The sequence below is a fragment of the Streptomyces sp. NPDC003247 genome, assembly GCF_042888135.1.
GTDB lineage: Bacteria > Actinomycetota > Actinomycetes > Streptomycetales > Streptomycetaceae > Streptomyces.
The window spans coordinates 147023-167262 of record NZ_JBIAPF010000012.1; the positions used below are offsets into that span (position 1 = coordinate 147023).

General features: G+C 71.8%; 16 protein-coding genes and 1 riboswitch. Of the genes, 12 read left to right on the forward strand and 4 right to left on the reverse strand.

Annotated elements, in window-relative coordinates; all coding sequences use genetic code 11:
• The first annotated feature begins 1 nt into the window (after position 1).
• The 6 genes from hpnH (at position 2) to ACFYWQ_RS33775 (ending at position 6468) form a co-directional block, all read left to right on the forward strand.
• Entirely contained in the window at positions 2 to 1024 is a 1023-nt protein-coding gene (hpnH, locus tag ACFYWQ_RS33750) for an adenosyl-hopene transferase HpnH (protein ID WP_389521838.1), read from the forward strand.
• Between the two features lie 4 nt (positions 1025 to 1028).
• Positions 1029 to 2186: a flavodoxin-dependent (E)-4-hydroxy-3-methylbut-2-enyl-diphosphate synthase gene (ispG, locus tag ACFYWQ_RS33755; RefSeq protein WP_389521840.1), complete on the forward strand. Its 1158-nt coding sequence runs from the start codon at positions 1029 to 1031 to the stop codon at positions 2184 to 2186.
• A gap of 27 nt (positions 2187 to 2213) precedes the next feature.
• On the forward strand, positions 2214 to 4136 hold the full coding sequence (gene dxs, locus ACFYWQ_RS33760) for a 1-deoxy-D-xylulose-5-phosphate synthase (RefSeq protein ID WP_389521842.1): 1923 nt from the start codon (positions 2214 to 2216) through the stop codon (positions 4134 to 4136).
• Positions 4133 to 5518: an aspartate aminotransferase family protein gene (locus tag ACFYWQ_RS33765; protein WP_389521844.1), complete on the forward strand. Its 1386-nt coding sequence runs from the start codon at positions 4133 to 4135 to the stop codon at positions 5516 to 5518. The genes dxs and ACFYWQ_RS33765 overlap by 4 nt, the downstream gene beginning before the upstream one ends.
• An 87-nt stretch (positions 5519 to 5605) precedes the next feature.
• Positions 5606 to 6349, forward strand: a complete 744-nt coding sequence (locus tag ACFYWQ_RS33770) for a helix-turn-helix domain-containing protein (protein WP_389521846.1) — start codon at positions 5606 to 5608, stop codon at positions 6347 to 6349.
• Positions 6346 to 6468, forward strand: coding sequence for a DUF6126 family protein (locus ACFYWQ_RS33775; RefSeq protein ID WP_385068775.1), 123 nt, complete (start codon positions 6346 to 6348; stop codon positions 6466 to 6468). The genes ACFYWQ_RS33770 and ACFYWQ_RS33775 overlap by 4 nt, the downstream gene beginning before the upstream one ends.
• A 19-nt stretch (positions 6469 to 6487) precedes the next feature.
• Here ACFYWQ_RS33775 and ACFYWQ_RS33780 read toward each other — a convergent pair whose 3' ends face one another.
• On the reverse strand, positions 6488 to 7285 hold the full coding sequence (locus ACFYWQ_RS33780) for a tyrosine-protein phosphatase (protein WP_389521848.1): 798 nt from the start codon (positions 7283 to 7285) through the stop codon (positions 6488 to 6490).
• Positions 7286 to 7502: 217 nt separating this feature from the next.
• On the opposite strand from ACFYWQ_RS33780, the gene ACFYWQ_RS33785 reads away from it, so the two are divergent.
• From ACFYWQ_RS33785 to ACFYWQ_RS33805, 5 genes are all read left to right on the forward strand, one after another.
• On the forward strand, positions 7503 to 9575 hold the full coding sequence (locus ACFYWQ_RS33785) for an alpha-galactosidase (protein WP_389521850.1): 2073 nt from the start codon (positions 7503 to 7505) through the stop codon (positions 9573 to 9575).
• Positions 9576 to 9882: 307 nt separating this feature from the next.
• A riboswitch (cyclic di-AMP (ydaO/yuaA leader) is annotated at positions 9883 to 10040 on the forward strand.
• A 4-nt stretch (positions 10041 to 10044) separates the two neighbouring features.
• Positions 10045 to 11010: a peptidoglycan DD-metalloendopeptidase family protein gene (locus ACFYWQ_RS33790; protein ID WP_389521851.1), complete on the forward strand. Its 966-nt coding sequence runs from the start codon at positions 10045 to 10047 to the stop codon at positions 11008 to 11010.
• 295 nt (positions 11011 to 11305) lie between these two features.
• The gene (locus ACFYWQ_RS33795; RefSeq protein ID WP_389521853.1) at positions 11306 to 13174 is read left to right on the forward strand and encodes a hypothetical protein; all 1869 of its coding nucleotides are present in this window, start codon (positions 11306 to 11308) and stop codon (positions 13172 to 13174) included.
• Positions 13175 to 13188: 14 nt separating this feature from the next.
• Positions 13189 to 13902, forward strand: coding sequence for a DUF6250 domain-containing protein (locus tag ACFYWQ_RS33800; protein ID WP_389521855.1), 714 nt, complete (start codon positions 13189 to 13191; stop codon positions 13900 to 13902).
• 146 nt (positions 13903 to 14048) lie between these two features.
• Positions 14049 to 14834, forward strand: a complete 786-nt coding sequence (locus tag ACFYWQ_RS33805; protein WP_389522032.1) for an SGNH/GDSL hydrolase family protein — start codon at positions 14049 to 14051, stop codon at positions 14832 to 14834.
• Between the two features lie 223 nt (positions 14835 to 15057).
• Here the strand turns inward: ACFYWQ_RS33805 and ACFYWQ_RS33810 are convergent, their stop codons facing one another.
• The gene (locus ACFYWQ_RS33810) at positions 15058 to 15678 is read right to left on the reverse strand and encodes a TetR/AcrR family transcriptional regulator (protein ID WP_389521857.1); all 621 of its coding nucleotides are present in this window, start codon (positions 15676 to 15678) and stop codon (positions 15058 to 15060) included.
• Positions 15679 to 15863: 185 nt separating this feature from the next.
• Between ACFYWQ_RS33810 and ACFYWQ_RS33815 the strand changes: the two genes are divergently transcribed.
• A complete protein-coding gene (locus tag ACFYWQ_RS33815; RefSeq protein ID WP_389521859.1) occupies positions 15864 to 17090 on the forward strand; it encodes an MBL fold metallo-hydrolase in 1227 nt (408 codons plus the stop codon).
• Positions 17091 to 17237: 147 nt separating this feature from the next.
• On the opposite strand, the gene ACFYWQ_RS33820 is transcribed toward ACFYWQ_RS33815, so the two are convergent.
• Both ACFYWQ_RS33820 and ACFYWQ_RS33825 read right to left on the reverse strand, forming a co-directional pair.
• Positions 17238 to 18323: a hypothetical protein gene (locus ACFYWQ_RS33820; protein ID WP_389521860.1), complete on the reverse strand. Its 1086-nt coding sequence runs from the start codon at positions 18321 to 18323 to the stop codon at positions 17238 to 17240.
• Positions 18320 to 19987 carry a M48 family metallopeptidase gene (locus ACFYWQ_RS33825; protein WP_389521862.1) on the reverse strand — a complete coding sequence of 556 codons (1668 nt, stop codon included), beginning with the start codon at positions 19985 to 19987 and terminating at the stop codon, positions 18320 to 18322. Before ACFYWQ_RS33825 ends, ACFYWQ_RS33820 begins: the two co-directional genes overlap by 4 nt.
• Between the last annotated feature and the right edge of the window lie 253 nt (positions 19988 to 20240).

The following is a 20240-nucleotide window of genomic DNA, read 5'->3' on the forward strand; positions in this document are numbered from 1 at the left end:
GATGGCCATGCCGCTGCGCCAGTCCATCAAGGTCGCTACGTACTTGGCTGAACAGAAGCTCCGCAAGCGGGACAAGTTCCCGCTCATCGTCGAACTGGAACCGCTCTTCGCCTGCAACCTCAAGTGCGAGGGCTGCGGCAAGATCCAGCACCCGGCGGGAGTGCTCAAGCAGCGCATGCCCGTCGCCCAGGCCGTGGGGGCGGTGCTCGAATCCGGCGCGCCCATGGTCTCGATCGCCGGCGGCGAGCCGCTGATGCACCCTCAGATCGACGAGATCGTCCGGCAGTTGGTGGCCAAGCGGAAGTACGTGTTCCTCTGCACCAACGCGATGCTGCTGCGCAAGAAGATGGACCGCTTCACGCCCTCCCCCTACTTCGCCTTCGCCGTGCACATCGACGGGCTGCGGGAACGGCACGACGAGTCGGTGGCGAAGGAGGGCGTGTTCGACGAGGCCGTCGAGGCGATCAAGGAGGCCAAGCGGCGCGGCTTCCGGGTCACCACCAACTCGACCTTCTTCAACACCGACACCCCGCAGACCATCGTCGAGGTGCTCAACTTCCTCAACGACGACCTCAAGGTCGACGAGATGATGATCTCGCCCGCCTACGCCTACGAGAAGGCGCCCGACCAGGAGCACTTCCTGGGGGTGGAGCAGACCCGCGAGCTGTTCAAGAAGGCCTTCGCGGGCGGCAACCGCCGCCGCTGGCGGCTCAACCACTCGCCGCTCTTCCTCGACTTCCTGGAGGGCCGGGTCGACTTCCCCTGCACCGCCTGGGCCATCCCGAACTACTCCCTCTTCGGCTGGCAGCGCCCCTGCTACCTGATGAGCGACGGGTACGTGCCGACGTACCGCGAACTCATCGAGAAGACCGACTGGGACCGGTACGGGCGGGGCAAGGACCCGCGGTGCGCCAACTGCATGGCGCACTGCGGCTACGAGCCCACCGCCGTCCTCGCCACCATGGGCTCGCTCAAGGAGTCGCTGCGCGCGATGCGCGAGACGGTCTCCGGGAACCGGGAGTGACGCCGTGACCGCCGTCTCCCTGGGCGTTCCCGAGGTGCCGGTCAGGCCGGTCGCCGAGCGGCGTGTGGCGCGCCGGATCCAGGTCGGCTCGGTGGCGGTGGGCGGGGACGCCCCGGTGTCCGTGCAGTCGATGACGACGACGCGTACGTCGGACATCGGTGCCACGCTCCAGCAGATCGCCGAGCTGACCGCGTCGGGCTGCCAGATCGTGCGGGTGGCGTGCCCCACGCAGGACGACGCCGACGCCCTGTCGACGATCGCCCGCAAGTCGCAGATCCCGGTCATCGCCGACATCCACTTCCAGCCGAAGTACGTCTTCGCGGCGATCGAGGCGGGCTGCGCGGCGGTGCGGGTCAACCCCGGCAACATCAAGCAGTTCGACGACAAGGTCAAGGAGATCGCGAAGGCGGCGAAGGAGCACGGCACCCCGATCCGTATCGGCGTCAACGCCGGTTCGCTGGACCGGCGCCTGCTCCAGAAGTACGGCAGGGCGACCCCCGAGGCGCTCGTCGAGTCCGCCCTGTGGGAGGCGTCCCTCTTCGAGGAGCACGACTTCCGGGACATCAAGATCTCCGTCAAGCACAACGACCCGGTCGTGATGATCGAGGCCTACCGGCAGCTCGCCGCCGCCTGCGACTACCCCCTCCACCTCGGCGTCACCGAGGCGGGCCCCGCCTTCCAGGGCACGATCAAGTCGGCCGTCGCGTTCGGCGCGCTCCTCTCCCAGGGCATCGGCGACACGATCCGGGTGTCGCTGTCCGCGCCGCCCGCGGAGGAGGTCAAGGTCGGTATCCAGATCCTCCAGTCCCTGGGGCTGCGGGAGCGGCGGCTGGAGATCGTCTCCTGCCCGTCCTGCGGCCGGGCCCAGGTCGACGTCTACAAGCTGGCCGAGGAGGTCACGGCAGGGCTGGAGGGCATGGAGGTGCCGCTGCGGGTGGCCGTCATGGGCTGTGTGGTGAACGGCCCGGGCGAGGCGCGTGAGGCCGACCTCGGCGTCGCCTCCGGCAACGGCAAGGGCCAGATCTTCGTCAAGGGCGAGGTCGTCAAGACCGTCCCCGAGTCCAGGATCGTCGAGACCCTCATCGAGGAGGCCATGAAGATCGCCGAACAGATGGAACGGGACGGCACCGCGGCAGGGGAGCCGGCCGTCACCGTGAGTTGACCAGCACGGACCGAAGGGGGCCCGAGCGTGACGATCCTGGAGACCATCCGGCAACCACGCGACCTGAAGGCGCTGTCCGAGGCGGAACTCGGTGAACTGTCCGACGAGATCAGGGAGTTCCTGGTGCACGCGGTCGCCAGGACCGGCGGGCACCTCGGGCCCAACCTGGGCGTGGTGGAGCTGACCATCGCGCTCCACCGGGTCTTCGAGTCACCGGCCGACCGCATCCTGTGGGACACCGGCCACCAGAGCTACGTCCACAAGATCCTGACGGGACGTCAGGACTTCTCCAAGCTGCGGGGCAAGGGCGGCCTGTCCGGCTACCCCTCCCGCGAGGAGTCCGAGCACGACGTCATCGAGAACAGCCACGCCTCCACCGCCCTCGGCTGGGCCGACGGGCTCGCCAAGGCCCGCCAGGTGCGGGGGGAGCGGGGGCACGTCGTCGCGGTGATCGGGGACGGCGCGCTCACCGGCGGCATGGCCTGGGAGGCGCTGAACAACATCGCGGCCGCCAAGGACCGGCCGCTGATCGTCGTCGTCAACGACAACGAACGTTCCTACGCGCCGACCATCGGGGGGCTCGCCGACCACCTCGCGACCCTGCGCACCACCGACGGCTACGAGAAGGTCCTGGCCTGGGGCAAGGACGTCCTGCTGCGCACACCCGTCGTCGGGCACACCGTCTACGAGTCGCTGCACGGCGCGAAGAAGGGCTTCAAGGACGCCTTCGCCCCGCAGGGCATGTTCGAGGACCTCGGCCTGAAGTACGTCGGTCCGATCGACGGACACGACGTCGGGGCCGTCGAGTCGGCGCTGCGCCGGGCCAGGCGCTTCCACGGGCCGGTCCTGGTGCACTGCCTCACCGAGAAGGGCCGCGGCTACGGACCGGCCCTCGCCCACGAGGAGGACCACTTCCACACCGTCGGCGCGATGGACCCGCTGACCTGCGCCCCGCTCACACCCGCCGGCGGCCCGTCCTGGACGTCCGTCTTCGGCGACGAGATCGTACGCATCGGTGAGGAGCGCGACGACGTCGTGGCCATCACAGCGGCCATGCTGCACCCGGTGGGCCTCGGACGGTTCGCCGAGCGGTTCCCGGACCGGGTGTGGGACGTCGGCATCGCCGAGCAGCACGCGGCGGTCAGCGCGGCGGGCCTGGCGACCGGGGGCCTGCACCCCGTCGTGGCCGTCTACGCCACCTTCCTCAACCGCGCCTTCGACCAGGTGCTGATGGACGTGGCCCTGCACCGCTGCGGGGTGACCTTCGTGCTCGACCGGGCGGGCGTGACCGGCGTCGACGGCGCGTCCCACAACGGCATGTGGGACATGTCGGTCCTCCAGGTCGTCCCGGGGCTGAGGATCGCCGCCCCGCGCGACACCGGCCAGCTGCGCGCACAGCTGCGGGAGGCTGTGGCGGTGGACGACGCGCCGACCCTGGTCCGCTTCCCGAAGGAGTCGGCCGGACCGGAGATCCCGGCCGTCGACCGGGTGGGCGGCATGGACGTCCTGCACCGCGCCGCACGGGCCGAGGTGCTGCTGGTGGCCGTCGGCGTGATGGCGCCGGTGTGCCTGAAGGCCGCCGGGCTGCTGGAGTCCCGCGGCATCGGCTGCACGGTCGTGGACCCCCGCTGGGTCAAGCCCGTCGACCCGGCCCTGCCCGGCCTCGCCGCCGCACACCGACTGGTGGCCGTCGTCGAGGACAACAGCCGCGCCGCCGGCGTCGGGTCGGCGGTGGCGCTGGCCCTGGGCGACGCCGAGGTCGACGTCCCCGTACGGCGGTTCGGCATCCCGGAGCAGTTCCTCGCCCACGCCAAGCGCGCCGAGGTGCTCGCCGACATCGGTCTGACCCCCGTCGAGATCGCCGGACGGATCAGCGCGAGCCTGGCCGTCAAGGCTGCCGAGGACCCCGTCCGGCACACCGCCGGCCCTGGCAAGGAGAACGACGCATGACCAAGGAGTTCGACCTCGGTGACCTGCTGGCCGAGCGCGGAGCCGAACGCTACGAGCTGCACTCCCGGTACCTCAACCACCAACTGCCGCGGGTCCTGCACACCATCGGCTTCGACAAGGTCTACGAGCGGGCCGAGGGCGCCTACTTCTGGGACACGGACGGCAACGACTACCTGGACATGCTCGCCGGGTTCGGGGTGATGGGCCTGGGCCGCCACCACCCCGTCGTCCGCAAGGCACTGCACGACGTCCTGGACGCGCGGCTCGCCGACCTCACCCGCTTCGACTGCCCGCCCCTGCCCGGACTGCTCGCGGAGCGACTCCTCGCGCACAGCCCTTACCTGGACCGGGTGTTCTTCGGCAACAGCGGGACGGAGGCCGTCGAGACCGCGCTGAAGTTCGCCCGGTACGCGACCGGCAGGCCGCGTGTCCTGTACTGCGACCACGCCTTCCACGGGCTGACCACCGGCTCCCTGTCCGTCAACGGCGAGTCCGGCTTCCGGGACGGATTCGCGCCGCTGCTGCCCGACACCGCCGTGCCGCTCGGCGATCTCGACGCCCTGGCGCGGGAGGTGGCGAAGGGCGACGTGGCCGCCCTGATCGTCGAGCCGATCCAGGGCAAGGGCGTCCACGAGGCACCGCCCGGCTATCTGCGCGCCGCCCAGGAACTGCTGCACCGGCACAAGGCGCTGCTCATCGCCGACGAGGTGCAGACCGGCCTCGGCCGGACCGGCGACTTCTACGCCCACCAGCACGAGGAGGGCGTCGAGCCCGACCTGGTGTGCGTGGCCAAGGCGCTCTCCGGCGGCTATGTGCCGGTGGGCGCCACCCTCGGCAAGGACTGGATCTTCAAGAAGGTCTACTCGTCCATGGACCGGGTGCTGGTCCACTCGGCGAGCTTCGGTGCCAACGCCCAGGCCATGGCGGCGGGCCTCGCGGTGCTGTCCGTGATGGAGAACGAGCGGATCGTGGCCGGCGCCCGTGCCACGGGCGAGCTGCTGAAGTCCCGGCTCACGGCGCTGGTCGACAAGTACGAGCTGCTCGCCGACGTCCGGGGCAGGGGCCTGATGATCGGCATCGAGTTCGGCCGGCCGAGGTCGCTGAAACTGCGCGGCCGCTGGACCATGCTCCAGGCCGCCCGCAAGGGACTGTTCGCGCAGATGGTGGTCGTGCCCCTGTTGCGACGGCACCGCATCCTCACCCAGGTCTCCGGCGACGAGCTGGAGGTCATCAAGCTGATTCCGCCCCTGATCGTGGGGGAGAAGGAGGTGGACCGGTTCGTCGACGCCTTCACCGAGGTGATGGACGAGGCCCACGCCGGGGGCGGGCTGGTGTGGGACTTCGGCAAGACGCTGATCAAGCAGGCGGTGGCCGGCCGCTAGCGTGGCTCCGGGTGCGGCGAGGTGGCGGGTCTTTGCCTCAGAGGTAAGAAACTTGCCGCGGAGGCAATAGCGCGGCTCAATGGAGTCATGAGCTCTCCCGCCTCCGAGCCCGGAGCCGAACCGGCCGACGGCCTGCCCGGCGACGGATCGACCGCCGACGGATCGCCCGTGGCCGGATCGCCCGTGGCCGGGTCGTCCGCGCCCGGGTCGTCCGTGCCCGCGTCGCCCGGGGCCGGACCGCCCGCCGGCGGCCTGCCCGTCGTGGCGCCTCAGCTGCGCGCCCTGCGCCGCCGCGCCTCCCTCACGCTGGAGGCCGCCGCCCGCTCCGCCGGCCTGTCGCCCGCCCACCTCTCCCGCCTGGAGACCGGCCGGCGACAGCCCTCGCTGCCGATGCTGCTGGCCCTCGCCCGTATCTACGGTACGACCGTCTCGGAACTGCTCGGCGAGACGGTCGCCGACCGGGACGCCGTCGTACGTGCCGCCGACATGGAACCGACGGCGGCGGGCGGCTGGACGTACTGGCAGGCCGGGGCGTCCGGGCGCGGGATGCAGGCCCTGCGGGTGCGGGTGCCCCACGGCTCACAGGGCGACATCGTGCGCGTCCACCCCGGCGAGGAATGGCTGTACGTCCTCACCGGGCGGCTGCGGCTGCGCCTCGGCGACACCACGCACCTGCTCGGCGCGGGCGACAGCGCGCACTTCGACTCGCTGACCCCGCACCGCATCGCGGCCGACGACCCCGACGGGGTCGAGCTGCTCTTCGTCCACACCCTGTTGCAGAGCCCGACGGCCGCGCTGTGCCTGGGCCCGACCTCTGGAGGAACGCCATGAGCGACATCGAGGAGCGCTTCCCGCGCAGCCTATGGATCCGGCTGATCATCTACATCGCGGTGGGGCACGTCGTCGCGGCGTTCATCTGGCTGCTCTTCGAGGTGGGGGCCAACCAGTAGGAGTCCCCGGCGGCCGGGCTCAGTCGAGGAGGCGTTCGCGCAGCCGCTCCCGGGTCGCCGGGGTGAGCCCGAGGCCCTGCTCCAGATAGGCGTCCACACCGCCCCATGTCTCCTCGACGGTCTCGAAGGCCGCCGAGAGGTACTCCGCGCGGGCGTCGAAGAGGGGGCTGAGCAGTTCCATGACCTCGGGGGAGTAGGCCGAGGGGGAGGTGCTGCTGCGGCGCACCTTGTAGCGGCGGTGGGTCGCGTTCGACTTCAGGTAGTCGTCGAGGATCGCCTCCCGCTCGACCCCCACGGCGAGCAGCGTCACCGCGATGGACAGGCCCGCGCGGTCCTTGCCGGCCGCGCAGTGCATCAGGGCGGGGACGCTGTCCTCGGCGAGCGCGTGCACCACCTGGGAGTGCTCGGCGGTGCGCTCCTTGATGATCGTGCGGTAGGAGACGATCATCCGGTCCGCGGCCCGGCCGTCCGCGAGGATGGCACGCAGCTGCTCGATGTCGCCGTCGCGGACCATCCTCCAGAACTCGGCGCCGTCCGCGGGGTCCGACAGCGGCAGGTTCACATTGCGCACGCCCGGCAGTTCGACGTCCGGGCCCTCCAGCTTCTGGTCCGCCGCGTTGCGGAAGTCGAAGACGGTGTGCAGACCCAGCGAGGACAGGAACACGGTGTCCTCGTCGCTGGCGTGCGCGAGGTGGCCGCTGCGGAACAGCACGCCGTGACGCACCCGCCGTCCGTCGACGGTCGGCAGGCCGCCCACGTCTCGGAAGTTGCGCACACCGGCCAGCTCGGGCTCGGTCGACGGGATCTGCTGCGTCACAGGTGCTCCTCCGGTCGTCGGTCCCGCTCGGCGCGGCTCGGGTGGCCGACGGAACACTTCCCCGACCATACGGTACGGATTCACGGGGCAACGGGTTGTCCACAGGCGGGCGTCGCCGGGGGCCCGAATGGTTTTCCACAGGCGTTGCTCCACGGGACACCGGCCCCTGATGATGTCGGTGCTTGATCGCACCTGTTCGAATCAGTGGGAGTTTCTGATGCCCGAGTCCGCCGCCGACGGCCGTACCTGGCTCCTTTCGGGGCCCCACAGCAGCTACGCCGTCCATGTCACCGAGGCCGACGAGCTCGTGCACCTGCACTGGGGCCCGCGGCTCGCCCTCGCCGACGCCGAGGCGCTCGCCGTGCGCCCGCTGCCGGACTACTGGGCCTTCGAGTCCCCGCTCGACGGCCGGGAGGAGTATCCGGTCGAGGGCGGCGCCCGCTTCGTCCGCCCCGCCCTGTCCGTGCGCACCGCCGGCCGGCGCGGAACCGAGTGGACCTTCACCGGCCACGAGACCGAGGGCGACGAGCTGCGGCTGCGCTTCCGGGACGGCGGGCTGGCCGTGACCCTCCACTACCGGATGCGCGACGACGTCGTGGAGCGCTGGACGACCCTGCGCAACGACGGCGACGAGCCCCTGGAGCTGCTGCGCGCCGACTCCGCCACCTGGACCCTGCCCGACCGCGACGGCTGGCGCCTGTCCCAGCTGCACGGCCGCTGGGCCGCCGAGTCCCGCCTCACCCGCGCCCCCCTCACCTACGGTGAGAAGGTCATCGGCAGCCGCCGCGGCCACACCGGCCACCAGCACCTGCCCTGGGTGGCCCTGGACACCGACGCGACCGAGGAGCGCGGCGAGGTCTACGGCTGCGCCCTGGGCTGGTCCGGCTCCTGGCGGATCGCCGTGGCCCAACTGCCCGACGCGCGCGTGCAGGTCACGGGCGGCGCCGGGTACGACGACTCGGGCCTGCTGCGGCTGGCGGCGGGGGAGTCCTTCACCACGCCGCTCTTCGCCGGTCTGTGGAGCGACGGCGGCTTCGGCGGCGCGAGCCGCGCCTGGCACGCCTACCAGCGGGGGTACGTGATCCCGGACGCCGAGCGGGACCGGCCCGTGCTCTTCAACTCCTGGGAGGCCACGTTCTTCGACATCTCGGAGGAACAGCAGGCGACCCTCGCGCGCCGCGCCGCGGCCATCGGCGTCGAGCTGTTCGTGGTCGACGACGGCTGGTTCGGGGCCCGCACCGGCGACCACGCGGGACTCGGCGACTGGCGCCCCAACCCCGACCGCTTCCCCAACGGCCTCAAGCCGCTCGCGGACCAGGTGCACGCGCTCGGAATGCAGTTCGGCATCTGGGTCGAGCCCGAAATGGTCAATCCGGACAGCGACCTCTACCGGGCGCACCCCGACTGGGTCCAGTTCCAGCCCGGGCGGAAGCGGACGGAATTCCGCAACCAGCTCGTCCTCAACCTCGCCCGCGAGGACGTCCAGGAGTACCTCTGGCAGCAGCTCGACACCCTCCTGTCCAGCGCGCCCGTCGACTACGTCAAGTGGGACTTCAACCGCTGCTTCACCGACGCCGGCTGGCCGGACGACCCCTATCCGCAGCGGCTCTGGGTCGACCACGTGCGCGCCCTGTACGCGCTGTTCGACCGGTTGCGGGCGGCCCACCCGGGCGTCGCCTTCGAGTCCTGCTCCGGTGGCGGTGGGCGGATCGACCTCGGGATCGCGAGCCGGACCGACCAGGTGTGGACGTCCGACAACACCGACCCGCTGGACCGGCTCGCCATCCAGCACGGCTTCAGCCAGGTGCACCCGGCGCGGATCATGGCCGCCTGGGTCACCGACAGCCCCAACACCCAGCTCAACGGCCGGGTCAGCTCGCTGCGCTTCCGGTTCGTCAGTGCCATGGCCGGTGTGCTCGGCGTCGGCGGAGACCTCTCCGAGTGGACCGAGGATGAGCTCACCGAGGCGCGCGGCTGGGTCGAGCTGTACAAGGAGATCCGGCCCCTCGTGCAGCACGGCGACCTGTACCGGCTGCGGCCCCCGGAGGGCGGCCTGAGCGCCGTGCAGTACGTGCGCGGGGACGAGAGCGTCGTCCTCGCCTGGCTCCAGGCGCAGCGCTACGGCGAGCCGGCACCGGCGCTGCGGCTGCGCGGCCTGGACCCGGCAGAGTCGTACGAATGCCTTGAAACGGGTGAAGTGCGCCGAGGGGCGGTGCTGTTGCACCACGGGCTGCGCACCGGGCTGCGCCGCGACCTCGATGCGGCGGTTATCCGGCTGCGTCGCATCTGAGAGTTCTGTCCGGATTGAATTCCTTCATCACAACTCGCTCTGGAATAAAGAAGCCTGGAGGCGTGTCACGTGAGGAGCGTCATATCCGTGACCGTGCGTCGCCCGTCATGCTCACGTAATCAATGCGTTTCTCATGGGCGTTCCGGGAAGTGCGGGCCCCGCGGTACACGGAAAGTGACGGGGAATTCTCACAGAGGATCAAGAGAAAGGCGTGAACAGCGCAACCGCTGCTTGTTCCTGTGCGTCCTGGTCGCTTACGTTCCACACCAATCCGGACGGACGCCCAATCCTGCCGCCGCCCGGAGCCCGCACACACTCACCCGTACGTGGCAGGAGCGGGGGACCCACAGGTAGAACCGCCTGTTCCGGTCTCCGGAACGGCTAGGGGTAAAGCCGTGCCTCGGCGCGGCCGGGCATCTCCAGCCCGCACCCGACAGCTCACCTCGCAGGCGCCGGAGAGGAATGCGACATGCCCGCGAAGGGTAAGCACCGCCGCCCGAAGACCCCGCGCTTCACCCGCTCCATCGCCGTCGCCGGAACGGGCGGCGCCGCGCTCGCCCTCCCGCTCATGGGTGCCGCCGGCGCCCATGCCGCACCGGCCCAGTCGGCGGCCCGGTCGGTCTCCGCCGTCGCGGAGACGTCCGTCCAGGCCGCTCCGGCGGCGCAGCAGGCCGCCGCCGACGCGACGTCCGCCACCGAGACCCGGACCTACACGGTGGTGGCCGGCGACTACCTCTCGAAGATCGCGGACGAGCAGAGCGTCAGCGGCGGCTGGCAGGAGCTGTACGAGGACAACCGTCAGGCCGTCGGCGCGAACCCGTCGCTGATCCACCCGGGCCTCAAGCTGTCGATCGGTGAGAAGGCGGCCACGACCGGTACCACCAAGTCGCCGTCCACGTCGTCCGGTTCCTCCTCCTCGAAGTCGTCGCAGTCGTCGAAGTCCACGCAGTCCTCGACGTCGGCGAAGTCCTCCGGCTCCGCCGCCGGGTCGACCACGGAGAGCGCCGGGAACACCACCGCCTCCAGCGGCTTCGTCCTCCCCGTGGCGAGCGCCGCCATCGGCACCCCGTACCGGATGTCCGGCAGCATGTGGTCCAGCGGCTACCACACCGGCGTCGACTTCGTCGTCTCGACCGGCACCTCCCTCAAGGCCGTCGGCGCGGGCACGGTCGTCTCCGCCGGCTGGGGCGGCGCCTACGGCAACCAGGTCGTCATCAAGCTCGCCGACGGCTACTACGCCCAGTACGCCCACCTCTCCTCGCTCTCCGTCTCGGCCGGCCAGACCGTCTCCGCGGGCCAGCAGATCGGTCTGTCCGGCGCGACCGGCAACGTGACCGGCCCGCACCTGCACTTCGAGATCCGCACCACGCCGAACTACGGCTCGGACATCGACCCGGTCGCCTACCTCCGCTCGCACGGGGTCTCCGTCGGCTGACCGGTCGCACGACCACCCGCCCGACACGCCACCGAAGGCCGGACCCGTTCCCAGGGTCCGGCCTTCGGTGTCTTTGCGCGTTCATGATCACTGTATTGCGGTCGTGTGGCAGGTCCCGCCGGACCGTCGACAGCGGGGGCGGAGGAGGGACACAGTGATCTCCGGCAAGGGACAACCGCTTTCCCCACCCCTTCCGCATGTCCGATTCCTCGAACGCCGTTCGGCTCCGTGGACGGCGGCCGGGCCATCGCGAGGTGGCCGACCACACGACCACGCTCATCGTGAAGGACCACTAGTGAACCCCTCCCGACGCCGAAGAACCGTCGCCGTCACCGCCGCCGCCCTGCTCGCCGGACTCTTCTCCGCGCCCACCGGTCAGGCCGCCGAGCAGCCGCGCCGGATCGTCGAGAACCTCGACCGCGGCCTGGTCGCCGTACCGTCCGGCGAGGGCACCTTCCTCAGCTGGCGCCTGCTCGGCACCGAGTACGCCCGGTACGGCGACGCGATCGCCTTCAACGTGTACAAGAACGGCCGCCGGCTGAACCGCGAGCCGATCAGGAAGTCGACGACCTACCAGGACGACTCCCGGGGCACGGGGACCTACACCGTGCGCGCGGTGGTCGACGGACACGAGCAGCGGCCGAGTTCCGCCGCCCTCGACTTCGCCGACGGGTACGCCGAGATCCCGCTCGCCGCGGCCGACGGCTACACCGTCCAGCACGCCTGGCCCGGCGACCTCGACGGCGACGGACGCTACGAGCTCGTCGTCAGCCGGCTCTCCCAGACCCGGGACAGGTCCGACCTGCTGGAGGCCTACACCCTCTCCGGCGAGCGGCTCTGGCGGGTCGACCTCGGCCCCGGCTCCTACACCCAGGTCGGCGGGAACGGCGCCAACGACCCGGCGCCCGCCGCTGTCAGCGGATCCACCGCGATCGGCGGCTACCGCAACGACGACAACGTCACCGTGTACGACCTCGACAGCGACGGCAAGGCCGAGGTGCTGGTGCACACGGCCGACGGCACCACCTTCGCGGACGGCGCACAGGTCACCGCCGCCTCGCCCGCGAACCAGTTCGTCTCGGTGATCGACGGCGCGACCGGCACCGAGCGCACCCGGCAGCCCGTCCCCGACGACTTCGTCGCCGACGGGCCCTCCGGCGGCCACTTCGGCATCGCCTACCTGGACGGCGTCCACCCGAGCCTGGTCACCAAGCTGGTCACCCGCGTCGGCGCCAAGCGCGGCACCTTCCGGATCCTCTTCCAGACCTGGGACTTCGACGGCACGGACCTGACCCGCCGTTGGAAGTACGTCGTGCCCTCCGACAGCGGCGCGACCAGCTTCCACCAGATCCGCACCGTCGACGTCGACCAGGACGGCCGGGACGAGATCGCCGACGGCAACTACGTCGTCAACAGCGACGGCACCCTGCGCTACGTCGTCGACGGCGCCGGCCACGGCGACCGCTTCCACATCGCCGACCTCGACCCCGACCGCCCCGGCCTGGAGGGCTTCGCCATCCAGCAGGCGGAGCTGGGCGTCGTCCCGAACTTTCCCTGGTACTACTACGACGCCGACACCGGCGAGCGCCTGGTCACCGGCCAGCACCCGGCGGACTGGGTGAACGACACCGACATCGACGTCGGCCGCGGCAGCACCGGCGACATCGACCCCGGCCACCCCGGCTACGAGTACTGGACGTCCACCGCCGACGTCACCGCCCCGGGCGCGGGCGTCTACAACGTCCAGGACGGCAAGGTCTCCACGACCACGCCCAGCGTCAACTTCCGCATCTGGTGGGACGGCGACAAGGCGTCGGAGAACCTCGACTACACATACGTAGAGAAGTGGGACCCGGCGACCCAGACCAGCGCGAAGATCTTCGAGCCGTCCGGAGTCGTCTCCGGCGCCCGCAACGCCACCCCGTTCTACGGCGACATCCTCGGCGACTGGCGCGAGGAGATCCTCGCCGAGACCGCCGACCACACCGCCCTGCGCCTGTACACCACCACCGAGCCGACGAAGACGCGCCTCTACACGCTCGCCCAGAACCCCGGGTACCGCCTCGGCTGGACCGTGCGCGGCTACCTCCAGTCGACGTACACCGACTACTACCTCGGCACCGAGACCCGCCGCGTCCCCGCACCCCGCGTCACGACCCCCTGAAGGAGCCGTCTCCCGTGACCACTTCCCGCAGAGCCTTCGGCGCCCTGGCCGCCGGCGCGGCCCTGGCCGCCCTCGCCCCCGCGGCGGAGGCGAGCGCCGCACCCCGCCACGGCCGTCCGATCGCCCACGACGACTTCCGCCACGGTCTGCGCCAGTGGGCCGTCGAACTGGAGAAGGGCGGCACCGTCACCGCCTCCCGGGGCACCCTGGAGGTCGACGTTCCCGCCGGCGCGACCATCTGGTTCAAGCAGCGGCTCGAAGGACCGTACGTCCTGGAGTACACCGCCACCCCGGTCTCCGCGGGCGGCGCCAACGACCGCGTCTCGGATCTCAACAACTTCTGGAACGCCCTCGACGCCCGTTCCCCGGACGACCTCTTCGCCACCCCGCGCGGCGGCGCCCTCGCCGAGTACGACCACCTCAAGACCTACTACGTCGGCTACGGCGCCAACACCAACACCACCACCCGGCTGCGCCGCTACGTCGGCCAGGCGGGGGTCCGGCCGCTGGTCTACGACTACACCGAGCCGCTGCTGGTGGCGAACGAGCCGAACCACGTCCGCATCGTCTCCGACGGTTCCACCGTCCGGTGGTGGAACAACGGGCGGCTCGTCTTCGACTACACCGACCCGGAGCCGTACACCGCCGGGCACTTCGCCTTCCGCACCACGTGGAGCCATTTCCGGATCAGTGACTTCCGGGTGTGGTCACTGCGTCGACACGGCTGACCGCACGCCTTATTCCCACATTGGCGAATTCTTTAGGAGTGGCTTATCTCACCGTCCGTCAACCCCTTCCTACGGTCGCGTAGGTCACATTCGAAGGTGAATCATGCACTGTTGTGGCAGACGATTCGAAGAGTGACAGCAGATCAGTGATCGGGTCGTACGTGGCGGTGGGGGACAGCTTCACCGAAGGCGTCGGCGACCCCGGCCCCGACGGGGCGTTCGTCGGCTGGGCCGACCGGTTCGCGGTGCTGCTCGCGGACCGGCGGCCCGAGGGCGACTTCCGGTACACCAATCTGGCGGTGCGCGGGAAGCTGCTCGACCAGATCATGGCGGGCCAGCTTCCCCAGGCCGTCGGGCTCGCACCCGACCTGGTCTCCTTCTGTGCCGGCGGCAACGACATCCTCCGTCCCGGCACCGACCCGGACGAGGTCGCCGAGCGCTTCGAGCGGGCGATCGCCGCACTGACCGCGGTGGCCGGGACGGTCCTGGTGACGACCGGCTTCGACACGCGCGGGATCCCGGTGCTCAAGCACCTGCGCGGCAAGATCGCCACCTACAACGGGCACGTGCGCGCCGTCGCCGACCGCTACGGCTGTCCGGTGCTCGACCTGTGGTCCCTGAAGTCGATCCAGGACCGGCGGGCCTGGGACCACGACCGGCTCCACCTGTCCCCGGAGGGGCACACGCGCGTCGCGCTGCGCGCCGGACAGGTCCTCGGGCTGGAGGTGCCGGCCGACCCCGAGCAGCCCTGGCCGCCGCTCCCGCCGCGCGGCACCCTGGAGGTGCGGCGCGACGACGTGCACTGGGCGCGCGAGTTCCTGGTGCCGTGGATCGGGCGCCGGCTGCGCGGGCAGTCCTCGGGCGACCACGTGACCGCCAAGGGGGCGCTGTCGCCGGACGACATCAGGACACGGATCGCCTCGGTGGCCTGAGCCCCGGTGGACCGCGGCCGTCCGCCCGCCCGCCCACAACGGGTCCGGGCCGCCGCGGGTCCGGGCCGAAGCGCGGCCGGGCGACAGCGCGGATCGGACAGCAGCGCGGCCCGAACCGAACCGCGTCCGGGCCACAGCGGGTCCGGACCGCAGCACGGACCGCAGCGCGGACGGGCCCGACGGCCTCCCAGCCGACGGGCCCGCGCCCCGTCCGAGGCCGCCGTCAGCGCCCCTGGACGCTCACCGTCCGTGCCTCCAGCCCGAGTTCCCGGGCCAGCGCCTCGTCGACCCACTCCCGGGCGCGGGTCCGGGAGACCGCGCCTTTGTAGGACGTCAGCTGCACGGCGAGGCCGTCGAGCAGGGCCGTCAGGCGCAGGGCGGTGCCGGAAGGGTCGGGGCAGCGGAACTCGCCCGCCGCCACCCCCTGGGCGATGACTTCGGTGAGCGAGGCCTTCCACTGCCGGTCGAGGTGGCGGGCGACGTCGCGCAGGGCGGGCTCGCGCAGGGACACCGCCCAGCCCTCTATCCACAGCCGCCAGCCCTTGGCCTGGCCGGTGGGCGCGTACCAGCGCACGGCCGACCGCAGCCGGCGCAGGGCGGTGGTGCGGCGGCCGAGCAGCTTGCGCAGGCGGGTCAGGTCGTCCTCGGCGGCGTACGCGAACGCGTCGGCGACGAGCTTCTCCTTGGTCGAGAAGTGGTAGAGCACCAGCGCGTTGCTCACACCGAGCGCCGCGGCCACGTCGGCGATCCTGACCGCCGCCACGCCCCGCGCCTCGATCTGCTCGATGGCGGCCTTCAGCAACTCCTCGCGCCGCTCGGCCACACTCAACCGGACTCTTGCCACGCCGTCACCCTACACAGGGCCCGCGACCTGCGCCGACGTCGTCGGCGAGGGCGGTCGGAGCGCCTCGCGCCCACGGACGGCCGGGCCCCACCCACGAGTTCGCGGCCACCGGGACAGGGGCGGTCCGGCGGCACCGCCCGGGCCGACCATAATGGAAATCCTCAGCGACTCCACCTGGAGGTACCGTGGCCGGTTTCCGTACCCTGAGCTCCGGGCTCCGCGCGCTGCAGCCCGAGGCCTTCGGCGCGGACCCGAGCGGTGAGCGCCTGGCGCGCATCCGCAGATCGCCCCACTTCAAGGACGGGGTCTTCCAGAACCCCGGCGGCCCGACGCGCACCCGCCCCTCGGGCTCGGCCCTCGACTTCGCCAAGGTGTACTTCGACCAGGACTCCCGCACCCGCCGCGCCCCCGCGGGCACGGTCCCGGTGCACGCCACCACCGTCGCCGACCTCGCCAAGCCGCCCGCCACGGACCTGCGTCTGACGTGGCTGGGCCACTCCAGCGTGCTCGCGGAGATCGACGGGCATCGCGTGCTGTTCGACCCGGTCTGGGGCGAGCGCTGCTCCCCCTTCCCCTTCGCGGGCCCCAAGCGGCTGCACCCCGTCCCGCTCCCGCTCGCCGCCCTGGGCCCGGTCGACGTCGTGGTCATCTCGCACGACCACTACGACCACTTGGACCTGCCGACGATCAAGGCGTTGGCCGGCACGGACACCCTGTTCGCCGTCCCGCTCGGGGTCGGCGCCCACCTGGAGCACTGGGGCGTGTCCGCGGACCGGCTGCGCGAGCTGGACTGGCACGAGGCGACCAAGGTCGGCGGACTCACCCTCACCGCCACCCCGGCCCGCCACTTCTGCGGCCGCGGCCTGCGCAACACCCAGCACACCCTGTGGGCCTCCTGGGTGGTCGCCGGTGACCAGCACCGGATCTACCACAGCGGTGACACCGGTTACTTCGAGGGCTTCCGGGACATCGGCGCCGAGCACGGCCCGTTCGACGCGACGATGATCCAGATCGGCGCGTACTCCGAGTTCTGGCCCAAGAACCACACGGGTTCCGCGCCGCTGCCCGGCGCGTGGCCGGACATTCACATGAGCCCCTCGCAAGGGGTCCAGAGCCATCTCGACCTCCAGCAAGGCCGGCCGAGCGGGGTCATGCTGCCGATCCACTGGGGGACGTTCAACCTCTCGTTGCATCCCTGGGCCGAGCCGGGGGAGTGGACCCTGGCCGCGGCCGAGGCGGTCGGACAGGCGGTCGCCGTCCCGATTCCGGGCCGGCCCTTCGAGCCTGCCGGAGCCCTCCCCACGCACCCCTGGTGGCGGGATGTGTCCCTGCCGCTGAACCGCGAGTGGCCCGTTCCGGAGATCACCCCGGGGACGTCTCGTGACGACCTCGACCTCGTGGGCGAGGGCTGACCCGGCGGTACACGGCCTTGATCAGCGGGGCAGCGGGCGGCAGGGGAGTTCACCGTTCGCGACGTCGTGATCCGTTCGCGGGCGTTCTTCCCGTACGCGGGGGCGGTACTCGGTGAAGATCGAGTGCCGCCCCCGTTCCGGCCGTCGTCAGCCCGCGGCGACCACCTGCGCCGACGAGTTGCGGATCCTGCAGTAGTACGCCGCCATGTCGCCCCGGTAGCGCCAGGGCAGCGCGTTCACATGCCCGTCCACGAGCCGGAACTGCTCTATGGCCACCTCGTCCCGGTCCTGGAGCGAGAGGTAGTACGCCAGCAGGTGGCGCAGCTCCGGCAGCCGCGGATGGGTCGGGTCGGCCGCGGCGGCGTCCGCCAGGCCCGCGTCGACCCGCGCCACCATCCCGGGCGTGCGGTCGCCCTCGGTGTCGTCGTCGGACTCGTCGTGCTCGAAGTGGGCGACCAGCGGGAACACGGTCAGCAGGCTGCCCGGCGGCGCCTTCGCCGCGGCCTGCTCGGCGAACTCCATGGCCAGTCGCTCCGAGCCGCGCCACTTCTTGCACCAGTACTGGAGCGCCCACCAGTGCCCCTCGTAGTGGTGCGGGGCGCGTGCGGTGATCTCCGCCCAGAGCTTGTCCATCTCGGAGTGCGGGTAGCCCAGGCCGAGCGCCAGCGAGATCTCCGTGACGTACGGCGTGGGGTCGTCGGGATCGAGCGCCGCCGCCCGGGCTATCTCGTCGCGGGAGCGTTGCAGCATCCGGTGGAAGCCGGCGAACTGCTCCTCCGTCGTGTACTGGGCCCGCTTGGCGCCGCGGATCCGCCCGGCGAGGGTGACCGTGCTGGTGGCCCGGACCACGGCGGCGTCCGGGTCGTCGGGGTGGGCGGTCTCCCAGGCGAGCAGCCAGGCGTCGTCCTCCGCGGCCAGCCCGCCCAGCAACGCGACGGCCATCGACCGCCGGTCCCAGTCCCGCCCGATGCCCCGCAGCAGCTCGGCCGCCGCCAGCCAGTCGCCGTCGCCCACGCGGCCCAGCGCCGCTTCCCAGCCCGCGGGCAGCGGGCCGGCGTGCTCGGTGTCCTGCCGGTCGGCGGGCAGCAGCCCGAGCTTCTCGGCCGCCTCGGCGGCGGCGTCCTCGTCATGGCTCGGGGAGAAGAACTCCCTGAGGAACACCCAGGCCAGCCACCCGAGGACGAGCAGCGTGGGTACGGCCAGGATCGCGAGGATCCACAGCACTACGGTCATCGGGGACTTTCCGTTTCTCGGTCGGCGGGGTCGGTCGGAGCAGGGGGCAGCAAGGCGCGCAGCGGGCCGGTGTCCGGGTGGTCGGCGACCGCGGCGGCCACGGCGGGTCCGATCAGGTCGTTCAGCGCCGTGCCGGACGGCGGCGCCGGTTCGCCCGGCGCGGGCAGCAGCCGCGCGGTCGCCGCCCGCTCCCAGGAGAACTCCCAGCGCAGTCGGGCGCGTGCGCTGAACTCGGCCAGCACCATGCGGTGCAGCGACTCGGCCAGGGCCGGCCGCACGAACTCCCGGAAGACGCGCCCCTTCGCGGCCACCGCCTCGTCGGACAGCGGCAGCCGCCGCGCCAGCTGCCACACCCGGCCGTCGTCGATCAGGCCGAGCAGGGCGGGCAGGGTCGGGCGCGCCTTGGTGTACATGGCCAGGGCCCGGTGCAGGGGGGTGTCGAGGCTCACGAACCGGCTGGTCATCGAGGTGTCGAGCAACTCCGGCCAGTCGGCCGTACGCCGGAACCGCCGCACCTCCTCCGCCAGGACCGCGTCCTCCAGGGCCGCCAGGGTCCGTTCGGGGTCGGACAGCAGAGCGAGGGCGGCGCCCCCGCCCTCGTCGGTGCGGTCGTCGGCGGGCAGCGCCTCGATACGGCGGACGCGGTCGGCGATCGGCGGGTGGGAGTCGTACGGCGAAGCGGGCTCGGTCGGCAGCTCGGCGCGCAGCCCGGCCAGTTCCAGCTGGCGAGCGCTCAGCATCCGGCCGAAACCGCCGAACACCTCACCGCGCGGCGGCAGCAGCTCGGCGTCCTCGCCCAGGCTGACGTAGTGATGCATGTAGAAGCCGAACGCGGCGTCCAGCACCGGGATCTCGCGCAGCGCCGAGGCGGTGGCGTCCCGGCCGGCGATGCGGGCGGCCGCGGCGTCGGCGGCGTACTCCTGGCCGCGGGCGCCGGCCAGCGTGGCGCGGAAGTACAGCTTGGCGTACGCGGTGTAGATCCGGGCCATCGCGCGGTACGTGACGCCCCGGTGCCGGGTGTCGACCTCGCTCGTCTCCTTGCCCTTGGCCGCGGCCCTGGCGTTCTTCTTCTCCTGCCGGGCCTGTTCGCGTGCCGCGGTCTTCCCGGCGCGTTCCTCGAAGTGCCCGATGGTGCGCAGGATCTGGGCGCGGCCGCGCAGGGTGAGCGCGGTGAGGCGGGTGTCGGCGTGGGAATAGTGGCCCAGTTCGTGCGCGAGGACCGACCTGAGCTGGGCCTCCGTCAGCCCTTGGAGGAGAGGCACGCCGAGGTGGAGGCGGCGGGGACCGGGCAACAGGCCGAGCAGGCGGGCGTCCTCGGCGACGGCCGCGTTGACGTCCGGCATCAGCACGATGCGGGACGGCGCGCGAGTGCCGATGCGGTCGGCCAGCTCCCGTACGGTGCGCCACAGCACGGGCTCGTCGGCCTCCGTGACGGGCAGGCCGGGAGCTTCCTCCGCCTTCGGCGTGCGCAGCATGAACAGGCCGCGGACCAGCGGAACCGCCAGCAGCACGGAGACGAGGTACAGCTTCGCCGCGACGCCCGACGGGGCGTGCAGATACAGCAGGTAGTCGATGCCGGCGAGCACCGCCAGCAGCAGGACGCCGAGCAGATAGAAGCCGGCGAGCAGCAGGAGAGCGCGCAGCGCGCGCAGGATTGCGCCCATCGGGCAGGGCTCCACGGGATGTCAGGTGGACGGCATCGGGTGCGGCGACACGGGCGCCGCGGCTGATCGCGGCCGGTGCGAGGCGGGCTCGCGGACGGTCGTGATCAGTGGTTGTGGGGGGAAGCGGAGTATGGCTCACCAGGAGGTTGACGTGCAAGACGTGTCCATGGCAGGCCGGTCCGGTGCCGGCCCGGGAGCCTCGTACGATGCGGCCCTCCCGTCGGCTCCGGAGAGCCCGGACGGAGACCTGCCC